Here is a 25,780-nt window from a genome sequence, read left to right as displayed (position 1 = left end):
GATGACAGCCGGGTTTTGCCAATCACGTTCCGCCGATTTTCAGGCGGCGATCTTCAGCGCGCCCGGCCCTGGAATGGCGCCGGGCGGGCACTTGCCGAGGATGATCATGCCGAGCACCTCGTCCTGGGTCACATCACTTGTGCGCGCCGTCCCCACCACCTGGCCGTTCTTCATGACACAGACGCGGTCGGCGAGTTCGAACACGTCGTGGATGTCGTGGCTGATCAGGAAGATGCCGATGCCGTCCGCCTTGAGCTGCTTGACCAGTTCGCCGACCTGGGCCGTCTCCTGGGGCCCGAGTGCCGCCGTCGGCTCATCCATGATCAGGATGCGCGCGTTGAACAGGATGGCGCGGGCGATCGCCACCGACTGCCGCTGGCCGCCGGAGAGCTTGATCACCGGCTCCTTGAAGCGCTGGAAACGCGGATTGAGCCGGCCCATCACCTTGCGTGCCTCGGCCTCCATGGCGACATCGTCGAGCGTGCCATAGGCGGTCATGATTTCGCGGCCGAGGAAGAGATTGGCGGCGGCATCGACATTGTCGGCCAGCGCCAGCGTCTGGTAGATCGTTTCGATGCCGTATTTCTTGGCCTCGCGTGGGTTGGAGATCGAAGCCTCCTGGCCATTGACGAAGATCTGGCCGGCATCGCGTTTGTAGGCCCCGGACAGGACCTTGATCAGCGTCGACTTGCCGGCGCCATTGTGGCCGAGCAGCGCCACGACTTCACCGGGGAAAAGGTCTATCGACGCGTCGTCGACAGCGCGGATGCCGCCAAAGGCGATCGAGATGTTGCGCATGTCGATCAGCGCGGTCGCTGCAGGAGCAGTCTTGTCAATCATGGCGATCCCTCCCTAAACGCGCTTGCGGTAAACAGTGTCGAGCCAGACGGCGATGACCAGCACGGCGCCGACGACGATGCTCTGCAGCGGCGAGTCGACACCAAGCAGCACCATGCCCGACTGCAGCGACTGCATCAGGAGCGCACCGAGCATGGCGCCGATGATCGTTCCCGAGCCGCCGGCAAGCGACGTGCCCCCGATGACAGCGGCGGCGATGACGAGCAATTCATCCAGTGTTCCAAGCACGTTGGTGGACGAATTCTGCCTGGCCGATGAGATCGCCGCGGCGATCGTCGCCAGCACGCCCATGATCATGAACACCTTCATGGTGATCCAGCGCGTGTTGATGCCGGCGAGATTGGCGGCCTCGGGATTGCCGCCGATGGCGAAGACATAGCGGCCGAAACGCGTGCGGTTGGTGATGAAGGTCATGACAAGGCCGACCGCGACCGCCATCAGCACCGGAATGGCGATGCCGTGAGCGATGAACAGGCCGCCCTCAGGCACGGTGATATTGTTGGCAGCGGCGTACCGGTTCACGATGCCGATCGGCCAAGGATAGGAATTGGCAAGCCAGACCGCACCCAGGATGAGCGCGCAGGTGACCACGCCGATCAGTGCCTCGGCCCAGATTGGACGCAACGGAAAACGAAAACGCTTGCGCTGCACGCGCCCGTTGAACAACGCGAACACCACGGCAAGGCAAGCCACGATGCCGACAACCCAGCTCCATGTCGCGCCGATCGATCCCGCCGGCCCGCCGCCCATCAGCTGGAAGGTGGCGTCGAGCGGCGCCACTGTCTGGCCGCTTGTCACCCACCAGGCCGCACCGCGCCAGATCAAGAGACCACCCAGCGTCACGATGAACGCCGGCACTTCAAGATAGGCGATGATGAAGCCCTGGAAAGCCCCGATCAACAGGCCGAGCGCCAGGCCAATTAACAGCGCCAGGACCCAGATCCACGGATTGCCGAGTTCGAGCCCGACAAACCGCACCAGGAAATGCACTTGCGCGAAGCCCATCACCATGCCGATGACGCCCTCGGCGGAGCCGACGGAGAGATCGATGTTGCGCATGACGATGACCAGCACCATGCCGCAGGCCATGATGGCCACGGCGGATGTCTGCACCGACAGATTCCAGAGATTGCGCGGTGTCAGGAATGTACGGCTGTCGAAATCGAGCGGATTGACCCCGAGGCGAATGCTGGAAATGACGTGCAAGCCGATCCAGATGACCAGCAGCGCGCCGACCATGCCGAGCATTCGTGTATCGATCTCCGTTGCCTTCAGGAAACGGGCAACCACGCCAAGATCGGACGCCCGCGCGGTATCGGCCTGCGGGGTGGACGTTGTGTCGGTCATGATTTCCTCCCAACGGCTTGCCGTCTGACGCGGATGCCGAAAACCAGCCTAGAAGCTACCTGCCCGAGGCGGAAACACAAATCTTTTTGAGAAAACGCCGCAGCTTGGAGAGCAATTCCAGGAAAAGTGCATAGCGGTTTTCCGTCCGGAATTGCGGAAAACAAAAACTGGAGCGGTTCAGCGGTTCTAGAAACACTGAACCGCTCCAGGCCGCGGCGTTGCGATAGCAGAATTCGGCCTGCTTCCTAGTTGCAGGCGGCGACGGTGCCTGCCGCCACGCCGGCGCAAACCTCGTCCTTCTTGATCCAACCGGCGTCGATGACGAGGTTGAGGTTGGCCTTGGTGATGGCGACCGGGGTCAGGAACAACGACTTGACGGTGTTGCCGCCAGGCGTGGTGAAGTCCTTCTCGTTCGGGACGTCGGTCATCTTCTTGCCGTCGGCGAGCTGCGAGGCGATCTCGGCGGCATTCTTGCCGAGTTCACGCGCATCCTTCCACACCGACACGGTCTGCGTGCCCAGTGCGATACGGTTCAGCGCGGCATGGTCGCCGTCCTGGCCGGACACCGGAACGGTTCCCGCCAACCCCTGTGCCGTCAATGCCGCGACGACGCCGCCGGCGGTGCCGTCATTGGCCGCGACCACCGCATCGACCTTGTTGTCGTTGGCGGTCAGGAACTGCTCCATGTTCTTCTGGGCATTGGCCGGCAGCCAGCCATCGGTGTAGGCCTCGCCGACATTCTTGATCTTGCCGCTGTCGATGGCTGCCTTGAGCACTTCCATCGAACCCGAGAACAGGAAGTCGGCGTTCGGATCGGCGCCCGAGCCCTTGATGAAGACGTAGTTGCCTTCCGGCTTCACCTTGAACACTTCGCGGGCCTGCATGCGGCCAACTTCCTTGTTGTCGAAGGTGAGGTAGAAGACGTCCTTGTTCTCGATCAGACGATCATAGCCGACAACCGGAATGCCTTCGTCCAGCGCCTTCTGCACGGCCGGGCCGATGGCCGAGGCATCCTGCGCCAGGATGATAAGCGCATTCGCGCCCTGCGAGATCAGGCTTTCGACGTCGGTCAGCTGCTTGCCCGGATTGGACTGCGCGTCGGCGGAAATATACTTGTCGCCGGCTGCCTCGATCGCCTTTTTCATGGCGGCCTCATCGGTCTTCCAGCGCTCTTCCTGGAAGTTCGACCACGAAACGCCGATGACCTTGCCCTTTGCCTGCGCGACCGACACGAGCGTCAGCGACATGGCGACACCCGCCAGGATGGCGGCTGTGAATCTTTTCATATTATCCTCCCTGCGCCGCGTGTGGCGCGACCAAACTGACCCGAGGGCCGGCACAAAGGCTCCATTTTTTCGAGCCTCGAAAAAACACTGATCCAACACCCGAACGCTGTCAACATCGATTCTGATGGATTTTGATGTCCCCGTGAATTTTTTTCGAGCTCCGAATAAATAATGACAGGATGGTGGGCTTCTGCCAGAATTTGACTGGAAACAAGAACCTGACGCGCGACGCGCTTCAGGTGTCGCTGACGGCCTTCGAGACCACGAAAGGCCGCTGTGGCCGGGAGGATGTGAAAGAGCATGTCGGTCGGAATCCGTCACGACGATCTGCGCCGGCGCAACCGGGCGATGGTGATTGCGGCCGTGCGCCGGACCGGACAACCTTCGCGCACCGAGATCGCGGCGACCACCGGACTTAGCCATTCGACCATATCGACGATCTCATCCGATCTGATCGGCGAAGGCATCCTGGCGGAAAGCAAGCCAAGCGAGGCGGGGGCATTGAAGCGGGGCCGGCCGCAGGTTGGTCTTGGCCTCAACCCGGAAGCGGCGGCGGTGATGACAGTGGTGCTGTCGCTCAACTTTCTTTCGGTTGCCGTCATCGACTATGCCGGACAGGTCATCGCCGAGGAGCAGCGCCGCCTGGACACGCTGACCTTGCCCCGCGACGAGTTGATCGGCGAATGCGTTGCCATCGTCCGGCGCCGGCTCGAGGATCCTGACCTCGACGTCCGCAGCATCGCCCGCATCGCGCTGGCGATCCAGGGCATCACCGATTCCCATGCGCGCGCCATGTTGTGGTCGCCGATCACGCCACAGACCAACATCGCTTTCGCCGACATACTGGAGCGAGAGTTCGGCATCCCCGCCACCATGGAGAACGACTGCAACATGATGGCGGTGGCGCTGCGCTGGCGCGATCCGGAGCGTTATCGCGACGATTTCATCGCCATCCTGCTGTCGCACGGCATCGGCATGGGCCTGGTTCTGAAGGGCGAGCTTTTCACCGGCACGCATTCGTCAGGCGGTGAGTTCGGTCACATGATCCACCGGCCGAATGGCGCGCTCTGCCGCTGCGGGCGGCGCGGCTGTGTCGAGGCCTATGCCGGCAACTACGCCATCTGGCGCAACGCAAAACAGATGGGCGAGGACGCCGAGCCGGTTGACGTCGGCGACGTGGACATGCGGACGCTGGCGGCCACGGCACGCGAAAAGGACGGTCCGGAGCGCGAAGCCTATCGCAAGGCCGGCGAAGCGCTTGGCTTCGGCCTGGGCAGCCTGTTCGCTCTCATCGACCCTGCCCCGGTCGCCATGGTCGGCGTCAGCGCCGCCGCCTTCGACCTGATCGAGCCGGCATTGCGGGAGGCCATCGCCCAAACCGCCGGCGGCCAGCATTCGACGTCGATCTCCTTCGATACCGAGCCGAACGAACTGCCGTTGATCCGCGAGGGCTGCGCCATGCGCGCGCTGACCTTCGTCGACCAGGAGATTTTCGCGCCGGGCGCGCAAGCGAAATCCGGCGTTATCGGCAAGAATGTCGCCTGAGCCTGATTGCCGTCAGTCTTCGCGGATCGCGTAGCCCGCCCCGCGGATGGTGCGGATCACGTCGGGCATGCGGCCATTGTTGACCGCCTTGCGCAGCCGGCCGACATGCACGTCGACCGTGCGCTCATCGATATAGATCGTCTCGCCCCAGACATTGTCGAGCAGCTGGCTGCGCGAGAACACACGGCCGGGATGGCGCATCATGAATTCGAGCAGGCGGAATTCGGTCGGGCCGAGCCTGATCTCGCTCTTCTTGCGGTAGACCCGGTGCGACTCGCGATCGAGCACGATGTCGCCGACCTTCAAGACACTGGACAGGACCTCCGGCTTGGCACGGCGCAGCAGCGCCTTGACCCTGGCCATGAATTCCGGCGTCGAGAACGGCTTGACGAGATAATCATCGGCGCCGGTGGACAGGCCGCGCACGCGGTCGCTCTCTTCGCCACGCGCGGTCAGCATGATGATCGGCAGCCGTTCGGTTTCGGAGCGCATCCTCAGCCTGCGGCATAGTTCGATGCCGGACACCGCCGGCACCATCCAGTCTAGCACCAAGAGGTCGGGGACGTTCTCCTGCAGGCGGATTTCGGCCTCGTCACCGCGGGTCACCACCTCGACCTGGTAGCCTTCGGATTCGAGATTGTAGCGGAGCAGCACGCCTAGCGGCTCCTCATCCTCCACCACCATGATGCGTGGCGCGATCATCGGCTGGTCACCCCTGTCATGCCGCCGGCGCGGACATTGCCGTCTCGTCCTGCTTCGGGCGATTGGCTGGCAACTGCGTGCCGGTCAGAACATAATACGCATTTTCGGCGATGTTGGTTACGTGGTCGCCGATGCGCTCGAGATTCTTGGCGCAAAACAGAAGATGCGTGCACGCGGTGATGTTGCGTGGATCTTCCATCATGTAGGTCAGCAATTCGCGGAACACCGACGTGTATTTGACGTCGATGCGTTCGTCGTCGGCCCGTAGCTTCGCAAGTGCGGCGGCATCGCGTGCCGCGTATTCCTCGATAACGCCCTGAACCTGGATCAGCACCAGTTGCGCCATCCCGTCGATGGAGTGCGAAAGGTCGCGTGGCGTGACGCTGAGCCCGACGGTGCCGACGCGCTTGGCGATGTTCTTGGCAAGGTCGCCGATGCGTTCGAGATCGCCGGCCATGCGAATCGAACCGACGACATGGCGCAGGTCGTCGGCCATCGGCTGGCGCTTGGCGATCAGCGTGATGGCGCGATCGTCGAGTTCGCGCTGGCGCGCATCCATGATGGCATCGTCGGAAACGACGCGCTGTGCCAGCGCGTTGTCGGAATTCAGCAATGCCTTGGTCGCACCGCCGACCATCGAGCCGGCGAGTTCGCCCATGTCGCTGATGAGCCTGCTGATCTGTCCGAGATCCTCGTCGAAAGAAGCGACTATGTGTTCGCCCATGATCCTGTCCCTCGTATGCCTGAGCTCAGCCGAAGCGGCCGGTGATGTAGTCCTGCGTGCGCTTCTCGCGGGGCGACGTGAAGATCTTCTCGGTGCGGTCGAACTCGACCAGTTCGCCCAGATACATGAAGGCCGTCTGCTTCGACACGCGCGCCGCCTGCTGCATGTTGTGGGTGACGATGACGATCGTGTAGTCGGCTTGCAATTCGTCGATCAGCTCCTCGATCTTGGCGGTCGACAGTGGGTCCAGCGCCGAAGCCGGCTCGTCGAGCAGGATGACTTCCGGCTTCACCGCCACGGTGCGGGCGATGCAGAGCCGCTGCTGCTGGCCGCCGGAGAGGCTGAGGCCGCTGGCGTTGAGCTTGTCCTTGACCTCGGTCCACAGCGCGGCGCGCTTCAGCGCCTGTTCGACGCGGCCGTCCATCTCCGACTTGCTGATCTTCTCGTAGAGCCTGACGCCGAAAGCGATGTTTTCATAGATCGACATCGGGAACGGCGTCGGCTTCTGGAACACCATGCCGATCTTGGTGCGCAACAGGTTGAGGTCCTGCGAGCGATCGAGAACGTTCTGACCATCGAGCAGCACCTGGCCCTCGGCGGTCTGCTTGGGGTAGAGCTCGTAGATACGGTTGAAGACGCGCAGCAGCGTCGACTTTCCGCAGCCCGACGGTCCGATGAAGGCGGTGACGCTGCGCTCGGGCAACGACAGCGTGATGTCCTTCAGCGCCTTGCTCTGGCCGTAGTAGAAGTTGAGGTTCTTGACCTCGATCTTGGCCTTGCTGGCGGTAGCCTCGGCGGCGATCGTCATGTCTGGAGACAGCATCTGGCTCATTTGTCCTCTCTGCGTCCGGTCAGGCTGCGCGCAAAGATGCTGAGCGCAAGAACCGTCAATGTGATGATGAGTGCGCCGGTCCAGGCCAGTTGCTGCCATTCCTCGTAGGGGCTGAGAGCGAACTGGAAGATGGTGACAGGCAGGCTGGCCATCGGCGCGTTGAGATTGCTCGACCAGAACTGGTTGTTGAGCGCTGTAAAGAGCAGTGGCGCCGTCTCGCCGGAAATACGGGCAATCGACAGCAATATGCCGGTGACGATGCCGGAAAGGGCGGCGCGGTAGGCGACCGACTTGATGACCACCCAGCGCGGCGCGCCGATCGCGGTACCGGCTTCGCGCAGGGCGTTCGGCACCAGGTTGAGCATGTCCTCGGTGGTGCGCACGACAACCGGGATGACCAGGATGGCGAGCGCGACCGCGCCGGCAAGCGCAGAGAAGTGTCCCATCGGCCGCACCATCAGTTCATAGACGAACAGGCCGATGATGATCGACGGCGCTGACAACAGGATGTCGTTGATGAAGCGCACCACGGTGGTGAGCTTTGAAAAGCGGCCATACTCGGCCATGTAGGTGCCGGCCAGCACGCCGATCGGCGTGCCGAAGATGACGGCGATGACAGTCATCACCACGCTGCCATAGATGGCGTTGAGCAGGCCGCCCGCGTCGCCGGGAGGCGGCGTCATCTGCGTGAACACGCTGAGGGACAGACCGGCCGCGCCCTTGTAGACCAGCGCGCCGAGGATGAGCGCCAGCCAGGCAAGCCCGATGCCCGCAGCAATGACGCACAGCGTCATCATCACGCCATTCTTCCTCTTGCGACTCTGGTGAAGCGATGTGGCTGTCGACATCGGTCAGGCTCCCGTGCGGGCGTCGATGCGCATCAGCATGTAGCGTGCGATGGCAAGGATCAGGAAAGTGATGACGAAGAGGATCAGGCCGAGCGCCACCAGCGAAGAGGTGTAGAGATCGCCGACGGCTTCGGTGAATTCGTTGGCGATGGTCGCCGAGATCGTCGTGGCCGGCGCGAACAGCGACGTGCTGATGCGATGCGCGTTGCCTATGACGAAGGTCACCGCCATGGTTTCGCCCAGCGCGCGCCCAAGGCCGAGCATGACGCCACCCATGATGCCGATCCGCGTGTAGGGAATGACAACCCGGCGGGTCACTTCCCAGGTCGTGCAGCCGATGCCGTAGGCAGACTCTTTCAGCACCGGCGGCACCGTGTCGAAGACGTCCTTGGTGATCGAGGTGATGAAGGGCAGCACCATGATGGCAAGGATCAGCGACGAGGTCAGCAGGCCAATGCCGTAGGGCGGACCGGCAAACAGGCTGTTGAGGCCGGGAATGCCATGGAACACGCCGATGATGAAGGGCTGCACGGTCGTCTGCAGGAAGGGTGCCAGCACGAAAAGGCCCCAGATGCCGTAGATGATCGAGGGGATGCCGGCGAGCAGTTCCACGGCCATGCCGATCGGGCGCCGAAGCGGGCGCGGGCAAAGCTCGGTGAGGAATATGGCGATGCCGATGCCGAGCGGCACGGCAATCAGGATGGCGATCGCGGAGGTGACGATGGTGCCATAGATCGGCGCCAGCGCGCCGAATTTCTCCGTCACCGGGTTCCAGCTTTGGGTGGCCAGGAAGGAGAAGCCGAAGGTCGACAGGGCTTGCCAGGAGCCGGCAAACAGCGAGATCGCAACTCCGCCGAGCAGGACCAGCACCAATATGGCGGCGGCCCGGGTCATGCCGTGGAAGACGGCATCTGTCAGCGCGAACCGTCTCACGATCGCGTCGCGCGACCCGCGCACGGCTGGCAAGGCTTCCTGGGCAGCGCTCATGTCAGGCTCGGCTCTTTGTCTCGAGGAAAAAGGAGCGCCGCGATGCGGCGCCCCTTCAGGTATGGTTACTCGCCAGCGAAGACCGGCTTGCCGTCGGCCTTGATGTCGGCCTTCCACGAAGCCTTGATCAGGTCGACGACGTTGTCGGGGATCGACACGTAGTCGAGCGCCTTGGCAGTGTCCCTGCCGTCCTTGTAGGCCCAGGCAAAGAACTTCAGCGCTTCGCCGGTGGCAACGGCATCGTCCGGAGCCTTGTGGATCAGCACCCAGGTCGAAGCCGCGATCGGCCAGGTGGCGTCGCCCGGCTCGTTGGTGATGATGACGTTGAAGTTCTTCGCGCCCTTGAAGTCGGCATTCGAAGCAGCCGCGCCGAAGGATTCGAGCGACGGCTCGACGACCTTGCCGGCGGCATTCAGCATCTTAGAGTAGGACAGCTTGTTCTGCTTGGCGTAGGCGTATTCGACGTAGCCGATGCCGCCGTCGGTCTGCTTGACGGTGTTGGCAACGCCTTCGCTGCCCTTGGCGCCGACGCCGACCGGCCATTCGACCGCCGTGTCGGAACCGACCTTGTCCTTCCAGTCAGGCGACAGCTTGACCAGATAATCGGTGAAGTTGAAGGTCGTACCGGAACCGTCCGAACGGTGGACAACGGCGATGGCGGTGGACGGCAGGGTTAGGGTCGGGTTCAGCGCCTTGATCGCGGCGTCGTCCCAGGTGGTGATGGCGCCGAGGTAGATCTGCGCGATCGTCTTGCCGTCAAGGACGAGTTCGCCCGGCTTGACGCCGGTCAGGTTGACGATCGGCACGATGCCGCCCATGACCATCGGGAACTGCACGAGGCCGTTCTTCTCGAGGTCTGCGTCGGACATCGGCTTGTCGGTGGCACCGAAGGTCACGGTCTTGGCGATGACCTGCTTGATGCCGCCGCCGGAGCCGATCGACTGGTAGTTGAGGCCGATGCCGGTATCCTTCTTGTAGGTGTCGGCCCACTTGGCGAACACCGGGTAGATGAAGGTCGAGCCGGCGCCGGAAAGATCCGCGGCCATTGCTGCGGAAAGGGTGAGGGTAGACGCCGCGGCCATTGCAATCGCAACAGCCGCCGAGCGGATGAAATGTCTCATGTGGCCTGCTCCTGTTCGGAAGATGGTCTCTTGGCGCCATTCCTTTCAGCGCCCGCTGAGGCCAATAGCCTTCGATTATAACAGTCGCATGACAGTTTCATGTCACCCCGGTAACGCCGCACGACGGCACCGGAAACGAACGATGTCGGCTCGTCCGGACAGAACGGGAGTTTATCCCGGGAATCATGGGCTTGCGCGTTTTTTCAGTCGGTATTTGCCACCAGCTCGGGGGCGTCCGCCGCGACAAAGAAAATCCGGGCGGGAGCGCGTTGCATTCGGCCAGAAGATGTCCTGGCCGAGCCATCGCCGAAAACAGGTCCGTTGGGGTAGATTGACGCTGTTCGATGCCGGCGGTCGCTGCTCCCGCCCGTAACTGAGGAGCGGAACTCGAATACAGATATTGTCTCGGCTGGACCTTAGCTTTGATATGGCGCGATCGCACCATATCCTTTTGCACAAGTGCAACAACGAATCCTCATCTGGCCCAAAGCTGCCACTTCCGGCTTTGGTCTTCGATTCGGCAACAACGGGGCGCGATGTCCCACGGCGTTCCGTCCGCGATCGCCCGTGACACTGTGAACTGCTGGCCTGCTTACCCGACGTCGCGCTGGCGTTCGTTGCCCGATCCAACCCAGCGTTCGACCTTTTCCAGCAGCGCGCGCGGGCTGATCGGCTTGGGCAGGTAATCGTCCATGCCTGCCTCCAGACAGCGTTCGCGATCGCCCTTCAAGGCGTGCGCGGTGACCCCGACGATGGGGATGTGCGTGCCGTTGTCTTCCTCCAGCCTGCGAATGGCGGCCGTTGCCTCGAGGCCGTTCATCTCGGGCATCGAGACATCCATCAGGATCATCCGCGGATTAAGCCTGCCATAGGCGTCGAGCGCCTTGCGGCCATTGCCGACGATTTCGAAGCCGTAGCCGGTTTCGCCGAGAATCTGGGTGAAGACCATCTGGTTCACCTCGTTGTCCTCGGCGACAAGGATGTCCAGACGGCGCTCTTCACCGGCCGCCGCGCGCAGACGGGGACGAATTGGCGGCGGTTGCAGCAGCGCCCGCCCATACGTCGCTACAAGCGGCGACGGCTCCATCACACTGCCCGAACCGGCATTCGCCGCGGGCATGCCGACGCCCCCTGTCGTATGTCTATGGCGCTGGATGGTGGCGACCAGCGTTTCCAGAAGCACGGAGGAACGCGCCGGCTTGATCATCTGGGCATCAATGCCGAGATCGCGATAGCTGGTGTTGGCCAGCGACTGGTCGACGGAGGTCAGCATGATGATCGGCGTATCGGTGAGCCCGGCGGTGTTGCGAACGATCCGCGCCATCTCGGCGCCGCTCATGCCCGGCATCTGGTAGTCGAGCACGACACAGTCGACCGGCACGCCATAAGCGGCTGCGGCGATGAGCACCTTGAGCCCTTCGGCGCCGCTTTCGGCCGCGCAGGAATCGAATGTCCACGAGGCCATCTGCTCGATCAGGATCGCACGGTTGACCGCATTGTCGTCGACGATCAGCACCCGCGCCCCTGTCACATCCACCGGCATGATCCGCTGCCCGGTCGATTGACCGGCCCTGGGCAGAGTGATGGTGAAACAGAACGTGGAGCCCTTGCCCTCGGCGCTTTCGACGCCGATGTCGCCCCCCATGAGATCGACCAGCCGCGACGTGATGGCGAGACCAAGCCCGGTGCCTTCATGCCGCCTCGTCGACGACGTGTCGACCTGGCTGAATTTCTCGAAGACGAGTTGCAGCTTTTCCTCGGGAATGCCGATGCCCGTATCGGTGACGGCGATCGTCAGCTTGGTGCCCGTCGGGACCCTTTCGCCGGTCACGTCAACCAGTACATGGCCTTCGTCGGTGAACTTCACCGCATTCCCGAGCAAATTGGTGACGATCTGCCTGATGCGGCCAACGTCACCCATGAAGAGGTCTCCAAGACCAGGCTCCACCCGCACGATGAGCTCGAGGTCCTTCTCCTTGGCCCGCGTCGACACCAGCGTCGCCACATCCTCGATCGCCTCGGCGAGGTTGAAGGGCGCCGGATCGAGCACGAGCTGGCCGGCGTCGATCTTGGAGAAATCCAGGATATCGTTGATGATGGTGAGCAGGGCATTGCCCGACTTCACGATGATGTCGGTGAACGTCTTCTGCTTCGGGTCGAGGTCTGACTTGGCAAGCAGTTCCGCCATGCCGAGCACGCCATTCATCGGCGTGCGGATTTCATGGCTCATATTGGCGAGGAATTCCGACTTGGCGCGGTCGGCGAGCACGGCCCGTTGCCGCGCCTCACGCAGTTCGGCCTCGCGCTGCTTCAGTTCGGTGATGTCGGTGGTGGAGCCGATCAGATAGAGCGACCCGTCGGAGGCGATCATCGCGCCCTTGCGCGCGAACTGGTGGCGGACGCTGCCATCGGCAAGCGTCACCGTTTCCTCTACCTCCTGGGTTTCCCCGGTGCGCAGCACGGCCAGGTCGCCACTGACGAAGGCCTCGCCGTCCGCTCCAAAGATCTCGATGTCGGTCTTGCCGATCGCCTCTTCCCGGCTGAAGCCGGTGAGATCGCACCACCCCTTGTTGACGTAGAATTGCCTGAGGTCGGAGCGCTTGGCGTAGATCGACACCGGCACATTGTCGATGAGGCTGCGGAACACCTCGTTCTCGCGCATGCTTTCTTCCAGCGCTTGCTCGCGCGCCTTGACCTCGGTGATGTCGGTGCTGGAGCCGACCAGGTGCACGGACCCGTCGATCGCCACCAGGCGGCTCTTGCGCGTCATCAATTGCCGCACCGTGCCGTCGCGATGGGTGACGGGTTCCTCGACTTCCCTGACCTGTCCGGTAGCGGCGACTTCGCTATCATCGTTGCTGTAGCTTTCGGCATCCTCGGCGCCGAACAGCTGGCGGTCCGTGCGGCCGATGACGTCCTCCTTGGCAAGGCCGGTCATGGCGCACCAGGCCTTGTTGACGAACTCGATGCTCAAATCCTCGGCCTTGATGAAGGCGGCCACCGGCAACTCATCCATGACATGCCGGAACAGGTCGATCTGGCGCATCGAGTCACGCAAGGCCTTCTCGCGGCTCTTGATGTCGGTAATGTCGACGCGCACGCCGATAAACGTGCCGTCATCGGTGCGCATGTCGTAGACTTGGTGCCAACGACCATCGGGATTGACACGTTCGAAGGACGCGCTGGGCAAGCGGCACCGCTCGAGAATTCCATCGGCCCAACGATCCGGATCCCTATCGTAGAGCGTGTCCAGTTCCGGATCCCCGCTTTGGCGGAAATACCCGGCCGAATGCCCGAATGTCAGAGCCTCGCGGAAGGTACGGCCCGGCTGCCATACCGGCTTCAGCTCTGGAATTGCATCCTGCATCTTATGGTTGGCGAAGACGAAATTGTCATCGCGGTCGTAGATGATCACGCCTGCCGGCAGCGATTCCAGCACGGTGGCAAGATGCTTGCGCGCGTCTTCGGCTTCGATCTCGCGCCGCTTCATGTCGGATATGTCGAACAGAAAACCGGCGACGTAGTTGCGGCCGCTGGCCATGCCGACGCGGCTCTTCCTGACGATGCGCGAGCGGCTGGCGCCATTGAGTTCGAAACTTTCTTCGACTTCATAGGGCCGGCCCGTGGCCAGAACTTCCTTCTCGCTTCGTTCGAAAAGCGCCACGTCCCCCGGAGAGAGAAAGTCGTTGCCGGGCTTGCCCAGCATCGCCTGTGGTGTCTGGCCAAACAGCGCCGAGAACGCCTCGTTGACAAACACAAACCGCAGATTGTCATCCTTGACGAAGATCGGGTCCTTGACGGCGTTGATCACCGCCTCCGCCAGCCGCGCTTTTTCCAACGCGTCCGCAAGCTCGGCCTCGCGGTCTTTCATATCGGTCACGTCGACATAGGAGATGAGCCGTTTGCCACCGGCAAGCGGCGCCACGGATGAAATCAGTGTGCGGCCGTCACTGCGTGGCAGTTGCCTCGATCCGGGCACGCCGGCTCTGATTTCCGCCTCGCGCTCGGCAACGTGCCGCTGCCATGCATCGTCGTTGGCGCCATAGGGGTCGGCGTCGCGGCTGGCTTCCATCAGGTCGCGGAAGCTGCATCCAACCTCCACGCGCCGGGCATCGATCTCCCAGAAGTCGTAGAAGGCGCGATTGATGACTTCCGCACGCAGATCCGCGTCAACGACGACAATGCCGATCGGCATCGAGTCGACCATGGTGCCATGATTGGTGAAGGTTTTCCGCGTCTGCTCCATCTCGTTGAACGCTCCGGCCAACGCCGTGACATTGCGGCCGACACCTCGATAGCCGGCAAACTTCCCGACGACATCGAATTGGGGAAAACCGGTGATCGAAACCCAGCGGCAGTCGCTGCCGCCACCCTTCAGCTCGTAGACGAAATCGCGAAAGGGCCTGCGCGCCTGCAGGTCTTCCAGATGCGTTGCCGCGGCGCGACTGCCGTTCAGCACCTGCTTGAGGAAATCGAAGCGGAACCGGCCAAGCACCGCTGCGGGGTCGATGCCGGTGGCCTCCTGATAGTTATCCGAAAGCCAGGAGAAGCGCAGCTCGGCGTCGGTCTCCCAGATCCAGTCAGAACCCGCGTCGACGAGCGCGCGGAGCGCTTCCATCGTATCCAGATATCCAGCCGATGAAGGCATGCCGTCACCATACGCGGGCATTTTACCGGGCTCGCGCTTTCCACGCGCCCCATCTTTTCCGTCCGCTTCAGCCATCCCGTCCCACCCGAAAACCAAGGCCGAACCCTCCCCCGAGGTCCGTTTGCGGAATGTGCCTCAGAAGCATTAACGATCCGCTAACCTTAATGAATCGCGACCAGCCAACCGTCGCCATTCGAGCGCAACCTTGCCTGCGCCATTCCGCCGGTTGTCGGCGATATGCAAGCCGCGTTATAAGCCTAGCAGGGGTGTATATATGTCTGAACGGATTCTGCCTTTTTTCCTGGGGCTGGCGTTGCTTTTGGGCAGCGGTTGCGCGCGCAGCTATGACGGTACGGTGATCATTCCGAAGCCGCTCGATGCGAGACGGTTCTTTGACAAGGAACCACCGCGCGCGCAGCAGCCGCTCATCGAGACCAGCGTGTTTCCAGTCGCGCCGCAGGAGCCGGGAAGCTTCGAGCCGCGCCGTACGACACGTCACAAGGCGGCTACGAGACGCGTGTCGAGGCTCTCAAGTCCTCCGTTCTCTTCTTCCGCCCCGGAAAAACCGCTTGCCTGCAGGAATGTCAGCGAGCCTGGCCAGCGGTACCGCATGGTGTGCGAATAACCTTCAGAGCGTCGCGGCGCCTTTCCTGGGTTCTTTCGCGCCGAGTTTTTCCAACGCGAAGCGAACCTGACGCAATTCATCCTGCCAGCCGTCATCGTCACCCATCGGGCTTTCCGATGCCGCCCGCTGCAGCCCGCGCGCCTCGGACTCGATATCTCGAAGTTCCGCGATTTTCTGTTCGGTGGACAGAGAGCCGTCTTCGACAATCTCGTGCACCCTCATTTCCCTGAATGTGGCCATGGCGACTGCTCCCGGTTGATCGCCAGTCACAACGCCGTGAATGCCCATGCGTTCCGGACAGGGGTTTCGAGATCAGGACCTGCTTCCAGCGTTCCCGGAAAGAAGGACGAGGCCAACAACCTTCGCGCGTCCTGAAGGCGGATAGAGCGGCAACGCACCTTGATCAGACCGGGGACCTTGATCAGACCGGCGTTACCGGCAGCATCGTGGTGCAACCTTTGCCCCCTTTCCGCGTTTAGTCATTCGGGAAGGAGAACGCACATGTCGATCCACTTCACGGTATCGGGTCTGACCAGGAACCTGTTTCACTCGCTCGGGCTGGACCATGAGCGCGCGCCAAGGCACCTCAATCCCGAGCAAAGCCTGTTGCTGGAATGCTATCTGGCCGGCCAAATCCCGGAGTCGGCCTGGACCGACTATGTCTTCGAGACGCCGGAACTGGCACGGCATGTCAATGCGAGACGCAACAAGCACTGAGAGTGCGGCGCGAACGGAACTTTCGCGATCATTAGAACTTGGGCGACGCTGCCAGAGCCCTCGTTCATTTGATTGAGCGATTGATCTTGCGGGATTATTCGGAACCGGTCCAACGCGATTGTTGCTTGGCCCGATTATTGTTTGGACGGAAACCGCAACGTAAACACCGTGCCCCCGATTCCCTTGGCCAGTGTCGTGGAAAAGGTTAGCGGCAGGCATTGCGCCAGCGCGGAGGTCGCGGCATCCATAAAGGATTTCCGCGCCTTTTCATCGCCTTCGACATGAATAGCGGTTGGCCGGGGTGGTCCGATCAGCGTGCCGTCGCGCTTGAAGCTGAAGCTCAGTGTGACGGTGGAATTCCGGATATCCGATGGCGGGCTCCAGCAGGCGCGAATCGCGGCCCCGACATCATCCATGGTGTTGAGCGTGGCGGCTTTTGACTGACCGGCTGTTCCCGCCACGATCGAAATCGCCATGATCAGTGTCGCAGAAGCTCGCATCGCAAAGTCCTCCTGAAAGCACGCCGCGCAGGTATCAGAATAGCTATGGTAGAGCAGGCGTCGGCGATGACAATATGTCTCGTCGCCATGTTTTCCGTGTGGGCCCTATCGCCTACCGCGTAATCGGCGGCTGGTTGCACGCCCGACCGGGCTGAAAAGCAAAAGGCCGGCACAAGGCCGACCTTTCATTCCACTTCGCCATTCGCGCCAGTACATCCGTGGTCGCGGGCCGAAAGTGGATCACCGACCCAGTAAACAGGGGAATGGTTAACCAAACCTTAATTTCGTGGCGATCGGCTGTTTCGCCACGGAACCCTACTGCGGCTGCTTTTCGTTTTCAGCGGCGCGGAAACCGGAGGCGGTTGCGTCAGACTCGCAGATATAGGCGCCTTGTTTCGTGTTCCCGTAATTCCGGCTGCCGGCGAAGTGGAAAATCTTCGACTTCAGGTTCACCCACACCACCGTACCGGATGGGCAACGGGACTTCGCCTGGCCTTCGGTCGCGAACTGATTGGCGCCGGTAGGCGTACCGGCCACGGATGGTGTCGAAACGGTCTTGGTCCGGGCTGTAGAAGACTTGGCCGGAGCCGTCGTCGTGGTCGGGGCCGTCGCCGGCGCGGGCATCGGGGCTGCCGTCGTGCTCTGGCCGCCGGGGATCACTTCGGTTCCGGCGCGGCATGCGGCGACGAAATCCTTTTTGGTCTCGCCGGATTTCTTGATGGCGTCCTTGTTGGCCGCATACTCCGCGTCGCAAGCCTTTGCCGTCTTCACATTCCCGGTCGCCGCGCTGTTGGTGGATGCTGGCGCGGTATTCTTGGCAGGGGCGGTCGTGGTAGCCGGCGCGGCGGCGCCCGACGTCGTATCGGTACCGGCGCGACACGCCGCGACAAAATCCGCCTTCTTCTGGCCGGAGGCCTGAATGGCCGGTTTGTTGGCGGCGTACTCGGCGTTGCATTCCTTGGCGGTCTTGGTGGCAGCCATTACGGTACTCGGCGCGAACGCCATCATGACCGCGACAGCAGCGATCGAAAGCATGGGGGCAAACTGCACTCGCATCGCAAACTCTTCCTTCCTCATGTGAAGGGTCATCCTGAGGACACCTCTCCACGACATTGCTGACAAAGACCGTGGCGCTTGTTGCCAGGCAACAACATGGCAGCAAGCGCCGGGTTCGGAGCCCGATCAAACCGCGCCGAAGCTCGGACGATCAGCCGCTCGTCGTCTTTATAGCCACCGGGGTTGGGGGCAGCGACTTACGGATTCGTAAGGTATCCGGACAATGGCGGCAGCCGTGGACCGTGACGTGAAGTGGTAAGCGTATGGGCCGGGCGCCCCAGAAGCGAGGCAAGATACGTGGACCGGCGAACCGACACCTGCCTCGTCGGGCAGGATTCTGATTCCCGACATAGCGGCGATGACTGCTTTGGAGGCGTTCGGGATCGCTGCACGAGCTGACACGCAAAGTGCCGTGATCTGGCGAGTCGACCATTGTACCGGTCTGTCATCCTCGCGTAATATTCGCTCCGGGTGAGGGGAACGCGAATGGACAACGACAGCAGGAAATTGATCCCTTCGGCTGGATCGTAATGACCATCGAAGAGAACGCCCTGATATTCCGGCCCTGACGGCGGCCGGACCAATGAGTGACGATCATTTCGGCTACGTCGCGTTCGGGCAAGACGAGGTCTACGCCCTTGGGGCGCTTTTCAGTGCGTTGCGACTTCTACATCATTGTCCGGGCGCCAGCATCAAGGTCCTTACTGACAGGCCTCATATTTTTGATGGCTATCCGATCGAGACCATGCACCTGACCCCAGAGCGAATGGCCGAGATGTCCTTTGGCGGCAGGTACAAGTTCGGCATAAAGGCCGCGGGCGTCATTGAACTGCTGAACCGGTGCGACCGACTGTTTTTCATGGACACCGACGTCTATCCGGTAGGCGACATCTCGAAATGCTTCAGCCAGATTTCCGCGTCGCGATCGATAATGTGGCGTCGTGAAGGGCGCCCGAAGAAGTCGTTCCTGTCACTCAACGGGCAAGGCATCGCGCTCGACGGCCACATCCTGACTGGAAACGAGACAATGTGGGCAAGCGCGGTGCTCGGGGTCCATCGCGACAATGCCTCGAGATTGGTCCACGCATACGCCACTGTCGAACAAATGATCGGCATCGTGCGGGCGCATACTTCTGAACAATTTTGCGTGGGGGTAGCGTTGTCGAGCGATGGTCGCACGATTAGCCGTCACAGGCTCCCGCTGCATAACTACAGTACCAAGGGCAAGAAGTTGTTCGCGCGTCAGCGGATTAAGTCGTTTTTCGATGCCAACAGCCATCTGAGTGTTAGCCAGCAAATCGATAATGCCTCGAAATACCGCGTTTGGCGGACGCCAATCGATTTGTGGGACCAGCGGCATATATGGTCGTTTGGGTGGGCCGATAGGCTTCTGGGTCGCAAGGTGCGACGATAAACATACCGATTTCGGCGCCAAGTCCGACTGCGTGTGGGCGGATCGTTCGAGAGGCCTTGGAAAGGACGCAAGCCGATGACGGTCCAATAGAAAAGCCCGTTGCCTGGGCGGGGGGCTTGGGGTTGGCAACGGGCTCTCTTTTGGCGGCGAGGAAATACGCAACACACTCGCACGGGTGATCATGGCGAGGGCGTGTGATTGAGACCTTAACCGGGTCCGGACAATTTTACCGATCGCGGCGAAGCTGTGGATAAATCACTCGGGAACGCCGCCAAATCGGCATCCACGGAAGCCTTACTTGACGGTTTCTGACCCCGTCCAGCTAAGTGTCTGAAAATCTTGGTACGCCCAAGGGGAATCGAACCCCTGTTCCCGCCGTGAGAGGGCAATTCCATATTATAGGGCCAGTCCCCGTCTGTTCTCCTTTGTACACACCTGTTTTGCCTCTGTTCCCCAATGATTCACGCAATGCATATCTAGCGTCCCATATTGTATCAGGCCGTCCACGGGGGTATATTTGACGGATATTTGACGAATTGGTGATTTCCCCTGATGGCCAAGACATTGACGGAGGCCGCGCTGACGACCCGGAATGCGCGCGCCGGCTTGCCCGAAGGCGTACACTGGCGTGGGCTAAGTCCCGATGTCCATCTAGGCTACCGGAAACAGAGGCGGGGTGGCCGCTGGCTTGTGCGCTGGTATCAGGGCGATCAAAAGTACAAGCAGGAAACCCTCGGCACGGCAGACGACGGCAAGCTGGGGGCCGATGGCGTGTCTTGCCTCACGTTTGAACAGGCTAAGACTGTTGCCTCTCGGCATGTGTCGACCAAACGGGCTGACGACCTGGCGGCGGCCGACGGCCCTGCCCCCACCGTGCAGCTTGCGATCGATTCCTATTTGGTGACGCAGGAAGCGCGCGAGCTGGCTCGTGACGGTGAGAAGGCAAGTCGAGGCGACGCTCGTCTGCGGCTGACCCGTCACGTACTTTCGACCAAGCTTGCTGAGAAGGCGCTTCATTCGTTGAAGGAAGGCGACCTTTCGAAGTGGCGCGACGGCCTGGATGGCGAGCTAGCCCAAACAACCGTTCGTCGAATCGTCAACGATCTGAAGGCAGCCTTGAATGCAGCGACCACGAAGCACCGCGCGCGCCTTCCTGCGGAAATTCCTCTGATCATCAAGAATGGCCTTGCTACGTCACATGCCGAAACGCCGACGGCACGAGACAAGGCCGCACTTCCCGACGGCGACATTCGACGGATTATCGCGGCAGCAAAAGTGGTTGACGATCGCGACGACTGGAACGGGGATCTCCTGCGCATGGTCGTGGTTTTGAGCGCGACCGGTGCGCGATTCTCCCAAGTCAGGCGCATGGCGGTTGGCGATGTGCAGCAATCTCGTTTGATGGTCCCAACGAGCCGGAAGGGGCGCGGCGTAAAAAAGGCGTCGCATATCGCAGTACGTGTCGGGACCGACATTATCACGGCACTACGGCCTGCTACCGCCGGCCGGCGCGCTGGGGATACGCTTCTGGAACGCTGGAGACACAAACAGGATAAGAGCCAGGAGAAGGCACCGTGGATTCGTGATCGCCGGGGGCCGTGGCTCAATGCCACTGAACTTTCCCGACCATGGGCCGATATTGTCGCGCCGGCCGAGTTGCCAGCGGATACCGTGCCCTATGCGTTGCGCCACTCGTCGATCGTGAGACAGCTCCGCAATGGACTGCCGGTCCGTCTCGTCGCCGCGCTGCACGACACGAGCACTCGCATGATCGAGACCCATTATTCGTCGGCCATCATCGACGCACTGGACGAACTGTCCGCCGGGGCCGTGGTGGCCCTGATGCCGCCTGAAGGCGACGACGACAAGGTTGTACCATTGCGCGCCGGATAGGGCTTCACAGATCGCAGGGGATAGGACGGCCATCCGATAAGCCGGCAACACCTACCGGTTTCCCCTGCGGCCTACCATGGGTGCATTCGCGAAGGTGAGCGATGGCAAACATATTTTCTTGGACCGATGAGGCGTCATGGCCTGTCGACACCCCGTCTTACGTATTCCTGCGACGAGCAATACAGCAAATCGGCATGGCGATCACTGGCGAGGATAATATCTTGGCCAATGAGGCCGGGCCAAATGCGCAATCCGTCATCAGACAGGCGCACCAAGACTTTATTGCGGGAGCGCTAGTGGCGGGAATACGCAAGCGGGAAGGGGGCGAGATATGGTCGATTTCAGCAGATGACTGGATCACGGAAAACATTGATAGCCGATTCCGGTTTGGGATACTCAATGCCCTCTATCCCCATGTTCCCGTTGAAGATCCTGACGACGAGTGGGAAGACGGTTGGCGTCACCAGTGCTACATCTATGTCACGAGAAAAAGCCTTGACGCCCGGATTGCCGCCAATGGCGGGGCACCAGCCGACGGCATTGCACCGGAGGCGAACGAGCCTGCCTTGCTGCCCGCCGAAGTACCCTTGCCAGCTTCACATAATGAAACCTGGGCTGCAGCAGCCGATTGGCTAACCGCTCAGGTTGAGGCTTGGCGTCATGGAAATGGCAAAAGGCTGACCAAAACAGCTGTCGAGTCCGCACTACGAGACCGCTTCGGGTTGCGCAGTCCCCGTGCGCGCGATGTTTGGGCTCAGAAAACTCCCGTCGAATGGAGAATACGGGGCCGGCACCGGAAATAAATGAGCAATACCGCGCCGGAATTGCTCAATAGCATATATAATTGCGCAATTGCATAAATAGACTGCGCATTTTTCGACTTTTATTTATCTCCGTATGCACCAACATCCCGGTGCGATTACGGAGAAATAAATGACCAAGATCGCAGTTTCAGTAGAGGAAGCAGTGGAGATGTCCGGCATCAGCCGGAGCGGTCTCTACAAGATGTTCCGGGCTAAGAAGCTCACCCCCCGCAAGAACGGTAAGCGTACTCTCGTGCTGGTTTCCGAACTTAGCGCGCTCATCGAAAACCTCCCGGTCGCGGCGTGAGGTGCAGCGATGATCATTCACGACAAAGCCGCCGGCCTGGCTGGGCTCGGCGGCTCGGTAGATAAGCATGCTGTGACGGCACATCTTTATCGCAACAACTCACAAATGACAATTGGCCCAGTCGACGGTTCCTACGCTGTCACCGTCATAGCGGCCCGCTTTGGCCTACCACGAGCTACCGCTCATGAAGTCTGCCGGATGGCTGGGCTGTGGGTGCGCTAAATGGCCAGGAAAACAAGCATAGCCGAATCGGAAAAGAATGCCGGCACTCACTGCGGAACGCGCTCGTGAGCTACTCGACTACGATCCAGAAACTGGCGCGTTGAATTGGCGCGTCCCTCGGGGGTGCCGCAGCGGCGCGTTGGCCGGCACTCGTACATCGGAAGGCTACACGCAGGTCGAGATCGATTTTCGAATATACAAATCTCACCGCGTCATTTGGTTGATCCAAACCGGCGGCTGGCCGAAGCATCATGTTGACCACCGGAACGGCATGCGCGCAGACAACCGCTGGAAAAACCTCCGGGAAGCCACCCCGAGACAGAATGCACAAAACCGGCGCCCGTGCGCGCGCAACAGTAGTGGTCGGATCGGCGTGACCAAGACCGCGAGCGGCCGATGGCAAGCGTTTATTATAGCGCGACGATCTGGATGAGACGTGAGCGGCGATCTGGATGAGATTCTCAGGTCGCGGTCACGTGCAAATTATCATGCTGATTGTCGCTGGCAAGGCCTTCATCTATTTCTGATTGCCGCTCCGCGACAAGTTCGTGTTTGTTCTTGATTGTCGCGTAAGAGGCTGGCCTGCCGCGCTGGCGTTTGGCTTCCATGGCGGATCTGCGCCGGTAGCTTTCGACGTTCATCTCGAAGATCGTTGCGTGGTGAACAAGTCGGTCCACTGCGGCGAGGGTCATGGCGGGGTCCGGAAAAGATTCTGTTCCATTCTCCGAAGGGCTGATTGGCGGTGATCATGATGGAACGCCGCTCATATCTTGCGCAGATGAGTTCGAAGAGCACGCTCGTTTCGGCCTGGTCCTTGGTGACGTAGGCCAGATCGTCGAGGATGAGCAGATCGAACTTGTCGAGCTTGGCGATGGCGGCTTCGAGCTGCAGCTCTCGCCGCGCGATCTGGAGCTTCTGCACGAGATCGGTGGTTCGGGCGAACTGCACGCGCCAGCCGTTCTCAATGAGGGCGAGTCCGATCGCTGCCGCAAGATGCGACTTTCCGCCACCGGGTGGGCCGAACAACAGGATATTGGCGCCCTTGGCGAGCCAGCTGTCACCGGCGGTCATGGCCATGACCTGGGCCTTGGAGACCATGGGTACGGCGTCGAAGGCGAAGCTGTCGAGCGTCTTTCCGGGCGGCAGATGCGCTTCGGTCAGATGCCGTTCGATCCTGCGATGTGCCCGTTCGGCCAGCTCATGCTCGGCGATGGCCGAGAGGAACCGGGCGGCGGGCCACCCCTCTCTATCGGCCTGCTCGGCAAATTGCGCCCAGAGCGTCTTGATCGTCGGTAGCCGGAGTTCGTTGAGCATGATGCCGAGGCGGGCTTCGTCGATGGTGTGGGCGTTGCTCATGCGACGTCTCCCACATGGGTTGCCCCGATCAGGGCTTCATAGCCGTTAAGGGAAGCGAGTTGCACCAAGACGGTCGGCAGCCGTGCGGGGTCCGGGCCGAGGAGGGTTCGCAAGACGGCAATATCGGGCAGGTCGCCGGCGTCGAGGGTCTCGGTGAGTTGCTCGGCAAGCTCACGCTCGCAGCCTCGATCGTGGGCCAGCGCCAGCAGATCGACCATGATCTTGCACGCCTGCCTGTCCGGCAGCCGCTCAATGAGCTCGTCGAAGGCCCTGCGGTATTCCTGCCGCGGGAAGAGCTTGTCACGATAGACGAGATTAAGAAGCGCCATCGGCTTTTTGCGCAGGGAATGGATGACGTGCCGATAGTTGACGACCTGATCGTGCCTCCCGTCGGCATGGCCTCGGCCCCTGGGCAGCGTCATCAGCTTTGTTCCTCCCATAAAGACCTCGAGGCGATCATCGAACAGGCGGATGCGAAGCCGATGTCCGATCAGGCGGGAGGGAACGGTGTAGAAGACCTTGCGCAAGGTGAAGCCGCCGGTCCGCGACACGGTGACGACCACCTCCTCGAAGTCGCTGGTCCGCTGGTCTGGAAGTTCCTGCAGTTGAGGGCGTTCGGCATCGATGCGCTTGCCATGATTGGCGTTGTGCCGGCTGACGATCTCGTCGATGAAGGCTCGATACGCGCCGAGATCGTCGAAATTTCTGCTGCCGCGCATCAGAAGGGCGTCACGGATGGCATCCTTGAGATGGCCATGGCTGCTTTCGATCGAACCGTTCTCGTGCGCGATGCCCTTGTTGTTGCGGGTCGGCGTCATGCGGTAGTGCGCGCAAAGCTCTTCGTAGCGATGCGTGAGATCCTCCTTCGCATCGGCGCTGAGGTTGCGGAAAGCCGCCGACAGGCTGTCGCTGCGATGATAGAGCGGCGCTCCCCCAAGCGACCACAGCGCGTTCTGCAGTCCTTCGGCCAGGGCCACGAAGCTCTCGCCGCCGAGAATGACATGGGTGTGTTCAAAGCCGGACCAGGCGAGCCGGAAGTGGTAGAGTAGATGATCAAGAGACTGGCCGGCGATCGACACGTCAAGGCTGCCCATGTCGGTAAAATCCGATAGCCCGAGTCGGCCGGGTTCGTGAAGCTGGCGGAAGATAACCTCCTGCTCTTCGCCGTGGATGGCACGCCATGACCGGATGCGCCGCTCCAGCGTTCGGCGAATGCCCGCGCTCAGTTCCGGGTGCCGCCGCAGCATCTCCTCATAGATGGCGACAACACGGATGCCTGGCGCCGCCTTCAAAAGGGGAACGACCTCGGCATCGAAGATATGCTCGAGAGGGTCAGGCCTCCGCCGGCCACGAGCCTTTTGCTTTTGCGATGGCAGGTGCGCGTCCGTCTTGATGCGATAGGCCGTCGCCCTGCTGATCGACGCCTTGGCGGCGGCGACCTCGATAGAATTGTTTTGTCGGTACTTCATAAAAAGCCTCGTCTGATGATCGGTTACATGGCGACCCGGCACAAAGATGGTTCTCCATTCCAGAAAACCACCAAGCTACCGGGCCGACCGCGATCATAAGACGCTGAAAAATTGCGCGGCGGCGGGGGTGTAACTCCGGTCGGGCTACGCCCTCCCTTCGTCACACCCCCGCCGCCGAGTCTCATCCTGATTGACGCTGAGTCTCACCTTGTTTGTCGCCGCGCACGTTTATCGGCGTGGATCTTAAGAACGTTGTCCTGGGCACCTTCGAGACGTTCGACGAGGCTGTTTCGGTCCGTGCTCAGGCGGAAGTAGAGCATTACGGCGAGTTTGCAGCGGGAGCGGCCGATGCAGCTTGAACCTCTATCCCCCCATAGCCAGGTCGTCGCCACGGCGGCCCTTTGGCTTGCTTCTCTCCAGGTCGCGGACGTTCCGCGACCTCTCATTCCGCACCTTCGGCGCCAGTTCAATCTTTCGGCCATCGACGCGGTCGACGTGATCCGTCGCGCCGAAGCCATAC

General features: G+C 61.4%; 23 protein-coding genes and 1 pseudogene. 9 read left to right on the top strand and 15 right to left on the bottom strand.

What is annotated here, in order from left to right:
* Positions 1-39: 39 nt before the first annotated feature.
* From LGH82_RS23000 to xylF, 3 genes are all read right to left on the bottom strand, one after another.
* Positions 40-840, bottom strand: coding sequence for an ATP-binding cassette domain-containing protein (locus LGH82_RS23000; protein ID WP_227344942.1), 801 nt, complete (start codon positions 838-840; stop codon positions 40-42).
* A gap of 12 nt (positions 841-852) precedes the next feature.
* Positions 853-2,205, bottom strand: a complete 1,353-nt coding sequence (locus tag LGH82_RS22995; protein WP_227344941.1) for a sugar ABC transporter permease — start codon at positions 2,203-2,205, stop codon at positions 853-855.
* 245 nt (positions 2,206-2,450) lie between these two features.
* On the bottom strand, positions 2,451-3,491 hold the full coding sequence (xylF, locus tag LGH82_RS22990) for a D-xylose ABC transporter substrate-binding protein (protein ID WP_227344940.1): 1,041 nt from the start codon (positions 3,489-3,491) through the stop codon (positions 2,451-2,453).
* 300 nt (positions 3,492-3,791) lie between these two features.
* Here xylF and LGH82_RS22985 point away from each other — a divergent pair, with 300 nt between their 5' ends.
* The gene (locus LGH82_RS22985) at positions 3,792-5,036 is read left to right on the top strand and encodes an ROK family protein (RefSeq protein WP_227344939.1); all 1,245 of its coding nucleotides are present in this window, start codon (positions 3,792-3,794) and stop codon (positions 5,034-5,036) included.
* 12 nt (positions 5,037-5,048) lie between these two features.
* Here the strand turns inward: LGH82_RS22985 and phoB are convergent, their stop codons facing one another.
* From phoB to LGH82_RS22950, 7 genes are all read right to left on the bottom strand, one after another.
* Positions 5,049-5,738: a phosphate regulon transcriptional regulator PhoB gene (gene phoB, locus LGH82_RS22980; protein ID WP_140509737.1), complete on the bottom strand. Its 690-nt coding sequence runs from the start codon at positions 5,736-5,738 to the stop codon at positions 5,049-5,051.
* 16 nt (positions 5,739-5,754) lie between these two features.
* Positions 5,755-6,462, bottom strand: a complete 708-nt coding sequence (phoU, locus tag LGH82_RS22975; protein WP_227344938.1) for a phosphate signaling complex protein PhoU — start codon at positions 6,460-6,462, stop codon at positions 5,755-5,757.
* Positions 6,463-6,487: 25 nt separating this feature from the next.
* Positions 6,488-7,294, bottom strand: a complete 807-nt coding sequence (gene pstB, locus LGH82_RS22970) for a phosphate ABC transporter ATP-binding protein PstB (protein WP_227344937.1) — start codon at positions 7,292-7,294, stop codon at positions 6,488-6,490.
* Positions 7,291-8,142 (bottom strand): phosphate ABC transporter permease PstA, encoded by an 852-nt coding sequence (gene pstA, locus LGH82_RS22965; RefSeq protein ID WP_227344936.1) that lies wholly within the window; start codon positions 8,140-8,142, stop codon positions 7,291-7,293. The genes pstB and pstA overlap by 4 nt, the downstream gene beginning before the upstream one ends.
* Before the next feature lie 3 nt (positions 8,143-8,145).
* Complete coding sequence (gene pstC / locus LGH82_RS22960; protein WP_227344935.1) at positions 8,146-9,129, bottom strand: phosphate ABC transporter permease subunit PstC; 984 nt, start codon at positions 9,127-9,129, stop codon at positions 8,146-8,148.
* A 65-nt stretch (positions 9,130-9,194) separates the two neighbouring features.
* Positions 9,195-10,250: a phosphate ABC transporter substrate-binding protein PstS gene (gene pstS, locus LGH82_RS22955; protein ID WP_227344934.1), complete on the bottom strand. Its 1,056-nt coding sequence runs from the start codon at positions 10,248-10,250 to the stop codon at positions 9,195-9,197.
* A gap of 592 nt (positions 10,251-10,842) precedes the next feature.
* Positions 10,843-14,973, bottom strand: a complete 4,131-nt coding sequence (locus LGH82_RS22950) for a PAS domain-containing protein (RefSeq protein ID WP_227344933.1) — start codon at positions 14,971-14,973, stop codon at positions 10,843-10,845.
* Positions 14,974-15,172: 199 nt separating this feature from the next.
* Between LGH82_RS22950 and LGH82_RS22945 the strand changes: the two genes are divergently transcribed.
* On the top strand, positions 15,173-15,523 hold the full coding sequence (locus tag LGH82_RS22945) for a hypothetical protein (RefSeq protein ID WP_227344932.1): 351 nt from the start codon (positions 15,173-15,175) through the stop codon (positions 15,521-15,523).
* A 3-nt stretch (positions 15,524-15,526) separates the two neighbouring features.
* On the opposite strand, the gene LGH82_RS22940 is transcribed toward LGH82_RS22945, so the two are convergent.
* On the bottom strand, positions 15,527-15,811 hold the full coding sequence (locus LGH82_RS22940) for a hypothetical protein (protein WP_227344931.1): 285 nt from the start codon (positions 15,809-15,811) through the stop codon (positions 15,527-15,529).
* A 213-nt stretch (positions 15,812-16,024) separates the two neighbouring features.
* Between LGH82_RS22940 and LGH82_RS22935 the strand changes: the two genes are divergently transcribed.
* Positions 16,025-16,240, top strand: coding sequence for a hypothetical protein (locus LGH82_RS22935; RefSeq protein WP_227344930.1), 216 nt, complete (start codon positions 16,025-16,027; stop codon positions 16,238-16,240).
* A 134-nt stretch (positions 16,241-16,374) separates the two neighbouring features.
* Here LGH82_RS22935 and LGH82_RS22930 read toward each other — a convergent pair whose 3' ends face one another.
* Entirely contained in the window at positions 16,375-16,716 is a 342-nt protein-coding gene (locus LGH82_RS22930; protein ID WP_413771386.1) for a hypothetical protein, read from the bottom strand.
* A 339-nt stretch (positions 16,717-17,055) separates the two neighbouring features.
* Positions 17,056-17,277 carry a hypothetical protein gene (locus LGH82_RS33720; RefSeq protein WP_413771385.1) on the bottom strand — a complete coding sequence of 74 codons (222 nt, stop codon included), beginning with the start codon at positions 17,275-17,277 and terminating at the stop codon, positions 17,056-17,058.
* A gap of 382 nt (positions 17,278-17,659) precedes the next feature.
* Here LGH82_RS33720 and LGH82_RS33715 point away from each other — a divergent pair, with 382 nt between their 5' ends.
* The 6 genes from LGH82_RS33715 (at position 17,660) to LGH82_RS22900 (ending at position 22,868) form a co-directional block, all read left to right on the top strand.
* Entirely contained in the window at positions 17,660-17,821 is a 162-nt protein-coding gene (locus LGH82_RS33715) for a hypothetical protein (RefSeq protein ID WP_413771384.1), read from the top strand.
* Between the two features lie 558 nt (positions 17,822-18,379).
* Positions 18,380-19,210 carry a hypothetical protein gene (locus tag LGH82_RS22920; RefSeq protein ID WP_227344927.1) on the top strand — a complete coding sequence of 277 codons (831 nt, stop codon included), beginning with the start codon at positions 18,380-18,382 and terminating at the stop codon, positions 19,208-19,210.
* Positions 19,211-19,762: 552 nt separating this feature from the next.
* Positions 19,763-21,103 (top strand): integrase, encoded by a 1,341-nt coding sequence (locus tag LGH82_RS22915; RefSeq protein WP_227344926.1) that lies wholly within the window; start codon positions 19,763-19,765, stop codon positions 21,101-21,103.
* A 101-nt stretch (positions 21,104-21,204) separates the two neighbouring features.
* Positions 21,205-21,906 (top strand): hypothetical protein, encoded by a 702-nt coding sequence (locus LGH82_RS22910; protein ID WP_227344925.1) that lies wholly within the window; start codon positions 21,205-21,207, stop codon positions 21,904-21,906.
* Positions 21,907-22,036: 130 nt separating this feature from the next.
* Positions 22,037-22,213: a helix-turn-helix domain-containing protein gene (locus LGH82_RS22905; RefSeq protein WP_227344924.1), complete on the top strand. Its 177-nt coding sequence runs from the start codon at positions 22,037-22,039 to the stop codon at positions 22,211-22,213.
* Positions 22,214-22,472: 259 nt separating this feature from the next.
* On the top strand, positions 22,473-22,868 hold the full coding sequence (locus LGH82_RS22900) for an HNH endonuclease signature motif containing protein (RefSeq protein WP_227344923.1): 396 nt from the start codon (positions 22,473-22,475) through the stop codon (positions 22,866-22,868).
* A 28-nt stretch (positions 22,869-22,896) separates the two neighbouring features.
* Here the strand turns inward: LGH82_RS22900 and istB are convergent.
* Positions 22,897-23,791 (bottom strand): annotated as a pseudogene (gene istB / locus LGH82_RS22895) (IS21-like element helper ATPase IstB).
* Positions 23,788-25,260 carry an IS21 family transposase gene (istA, locus tag LGH82_RS22890; RefSeq protein WP_227344002.1) on the bottom strand — a complete coding sequence of 491 codons (1,473 nt, stop codon included), beginning with the start codon at positions 25,258-25,260 and terminating at the stop codon, positions 23,788-23,790. Before istA ends, istB begins: the two are co-directional and overlap by 4 nt.
* Between the last annotated feature and the right edge of the window lie 520 nt (positions 25,261-25,780).

Origin of the sequence: Mesorhizobium sp. PAMC28654 (assembly GCF_020616515.1) — a bacterium.
In the GTDB taxonomy this organism is placed as follows: domain Bacteria; phylum Pseudomonadota; class Alphaproteobacteria; order Rhizobiales; family Rhizobiaceae; genus Mesorhizobium.
The sequence above is the reverse complement of the archived record's forward strand: the minus strand, read 5'-3'. Positions and strand labels throughout refer to the sequence as shown.

Excerpts from the sequence above, each read along its gene's own strand:
- LGH82_RS23000 (WP_227344942.1), bottom strand. The coding sequence starts at position 840 with ATGATTGACAAGACTGCTCCTGCAGCGACCGCGCTGATCGACATGCGC.
- LGH82_RS22995 (WP_227344941.1), bottom strand. The coding sequence starts at position 2,205 with ATGACCGACACAACGTCCACCCCGCAGGCCGATACCGCGCGGGCGTCC.
- xylF (WP_227344940.1), bottom strand. The coding sequence starts at position 3,491 with ATGAAAAGATTCACAGCCGCCATCCTGGCGGGTGTCGCCATGTCGCTG.
- LGH82_RS22985 (WP_227344939.1), top strand. The coding sequence starts at position 3,792 with ATGTCGGTCGGAATCCGTCACGACGATCTGCGCCGGCGCAACCGGGCG.
- phoB (WP_140509737.1), bottom strand. The coding sequence starts at position 5,738 with ATGATCGCGCCACGCATCATGGTGGTGGAGGATGAGGAGCCGCTAGGC.
- phoU (WP_227344938.1), bottom strand. The coding sequence starts at position 6,462 with ATGGGCGAACACATAGTCGCTTCTTTCGACGAGGATCTCGGACAGATC.
- pstB (WP_227344937.1), bottom strand. The coding sequence starts at position 7,294 with ATGAGCCAGATGCTGTCTCCAGACATGACGATCGCCGCCGAGGCTACC.
- pstA (WP_227344936.1), bottom strand. The coding sequence starts at position 8,142 with ATGTCGACAGCCACATCGCTTCACCAGAGTCGCAAGAGGAAGAATGGC.
- pstC (WP_227344935.1), bottom strand. The coding sequence starts at position 9,129 with ATGAGCGCTGCCCAGGAAGCCTTGCCAGCCGTGCGCGGGTCGCGCGAC.
- pstS (WP_227344934.1), bottom strand. The coding sequence starts at position 10,250 with ATGAGACATTTCATCCGCTCGGCGGCTGTTGCGATTGCAATGGCCGCG.
- LGH82_RS22950 (WP_227344933.1), bottom strand. The coding sequence starts at position 14,973 with ATGGCTGAAGCGGACGGAAAAGATGGGGCGCGTGGAAAGCGCGAGCCC.
- LGH82_RS22945 (WP_227344932.1), top strand. The coding sequence starts at position 15,173 with ATGTCTGAACGGATTCTGCCTTTTTTCCTGGGGCTGGCGTTGCTTTTG.
- LGH82_RS22940 (WP_227344931.1), bottom strand. The coding sequence starts at position 15,811 with ATGGGCATTCACGGCGTTGTGACTGGCGATCAACCGGGAGCAGTCGCC.
- LGH82_RS22935 (WP_227344930.1), top strand. The coding sequence starts at position 16,025 with ATGTCGATCCACTTCACGGTATCGGGTCTGACCAGGAACCTGTTTCAC.
- LGH82_RS22930 (WP_413771386.1), bottom strand. The coding sequence starts at position 16,716 with ATGGCGATTTCGATCGTGGCGGGAACAGCCGGTCAGTCAAAAGCCGCC.
- LGH82_RS33715 (WP_413771384.1), top strand. The coding sequence starts at position 17,660 with ATGGCCGGTTTGTTGGCGGCGTACTCGGCGTTGCATTCCTTGGCGGTC.
- LGH82_RS22920 (WP_227344927.1), top strand. The coding sequence starts at position 18,380 with ATGAGTGACGATCATTTCGGCTACGTCGCGTTCGGGCAAGACGAGGTC.
- LGH82_RS22915 (WP_227344926.1), top strand. The coding sequence starts at position 19,763 with ATGGCCAAGACATTGACGGAGGCCGCGCTGACGACCCGGAATGCGCGC.
- LGH82_RS22910 (WP_227344925.1), top strand. The coding sequence starts at position 21,205 with ATGGCAAACATATTTTCTTGGACCGATGAGGCGTCATGGCCTGTCGAC.
- LGH82_RS22905 (WP_227344924.1), top strand. The coding sequence starts at position 22,037 with ATGACCAAGATCGCAGTTTCAGTAGAGGAAGCAGTGGAGATGTCCGGC.
- LGH82_RS22900 (WP_227344923.1), top strand. The coding sequence starts at position 22,473 with ATGCCGGCACTCACTGCGGAACGCGCTCGTGAGCTACTCGACTACGAT.
- istA (WP_227344002.1), bottom strand. The coding sequence starts at position 25,260 with ATGAAGTACCGACAAAACAATTCTATCGAGGTCGCCGCCGCCAAGGCG.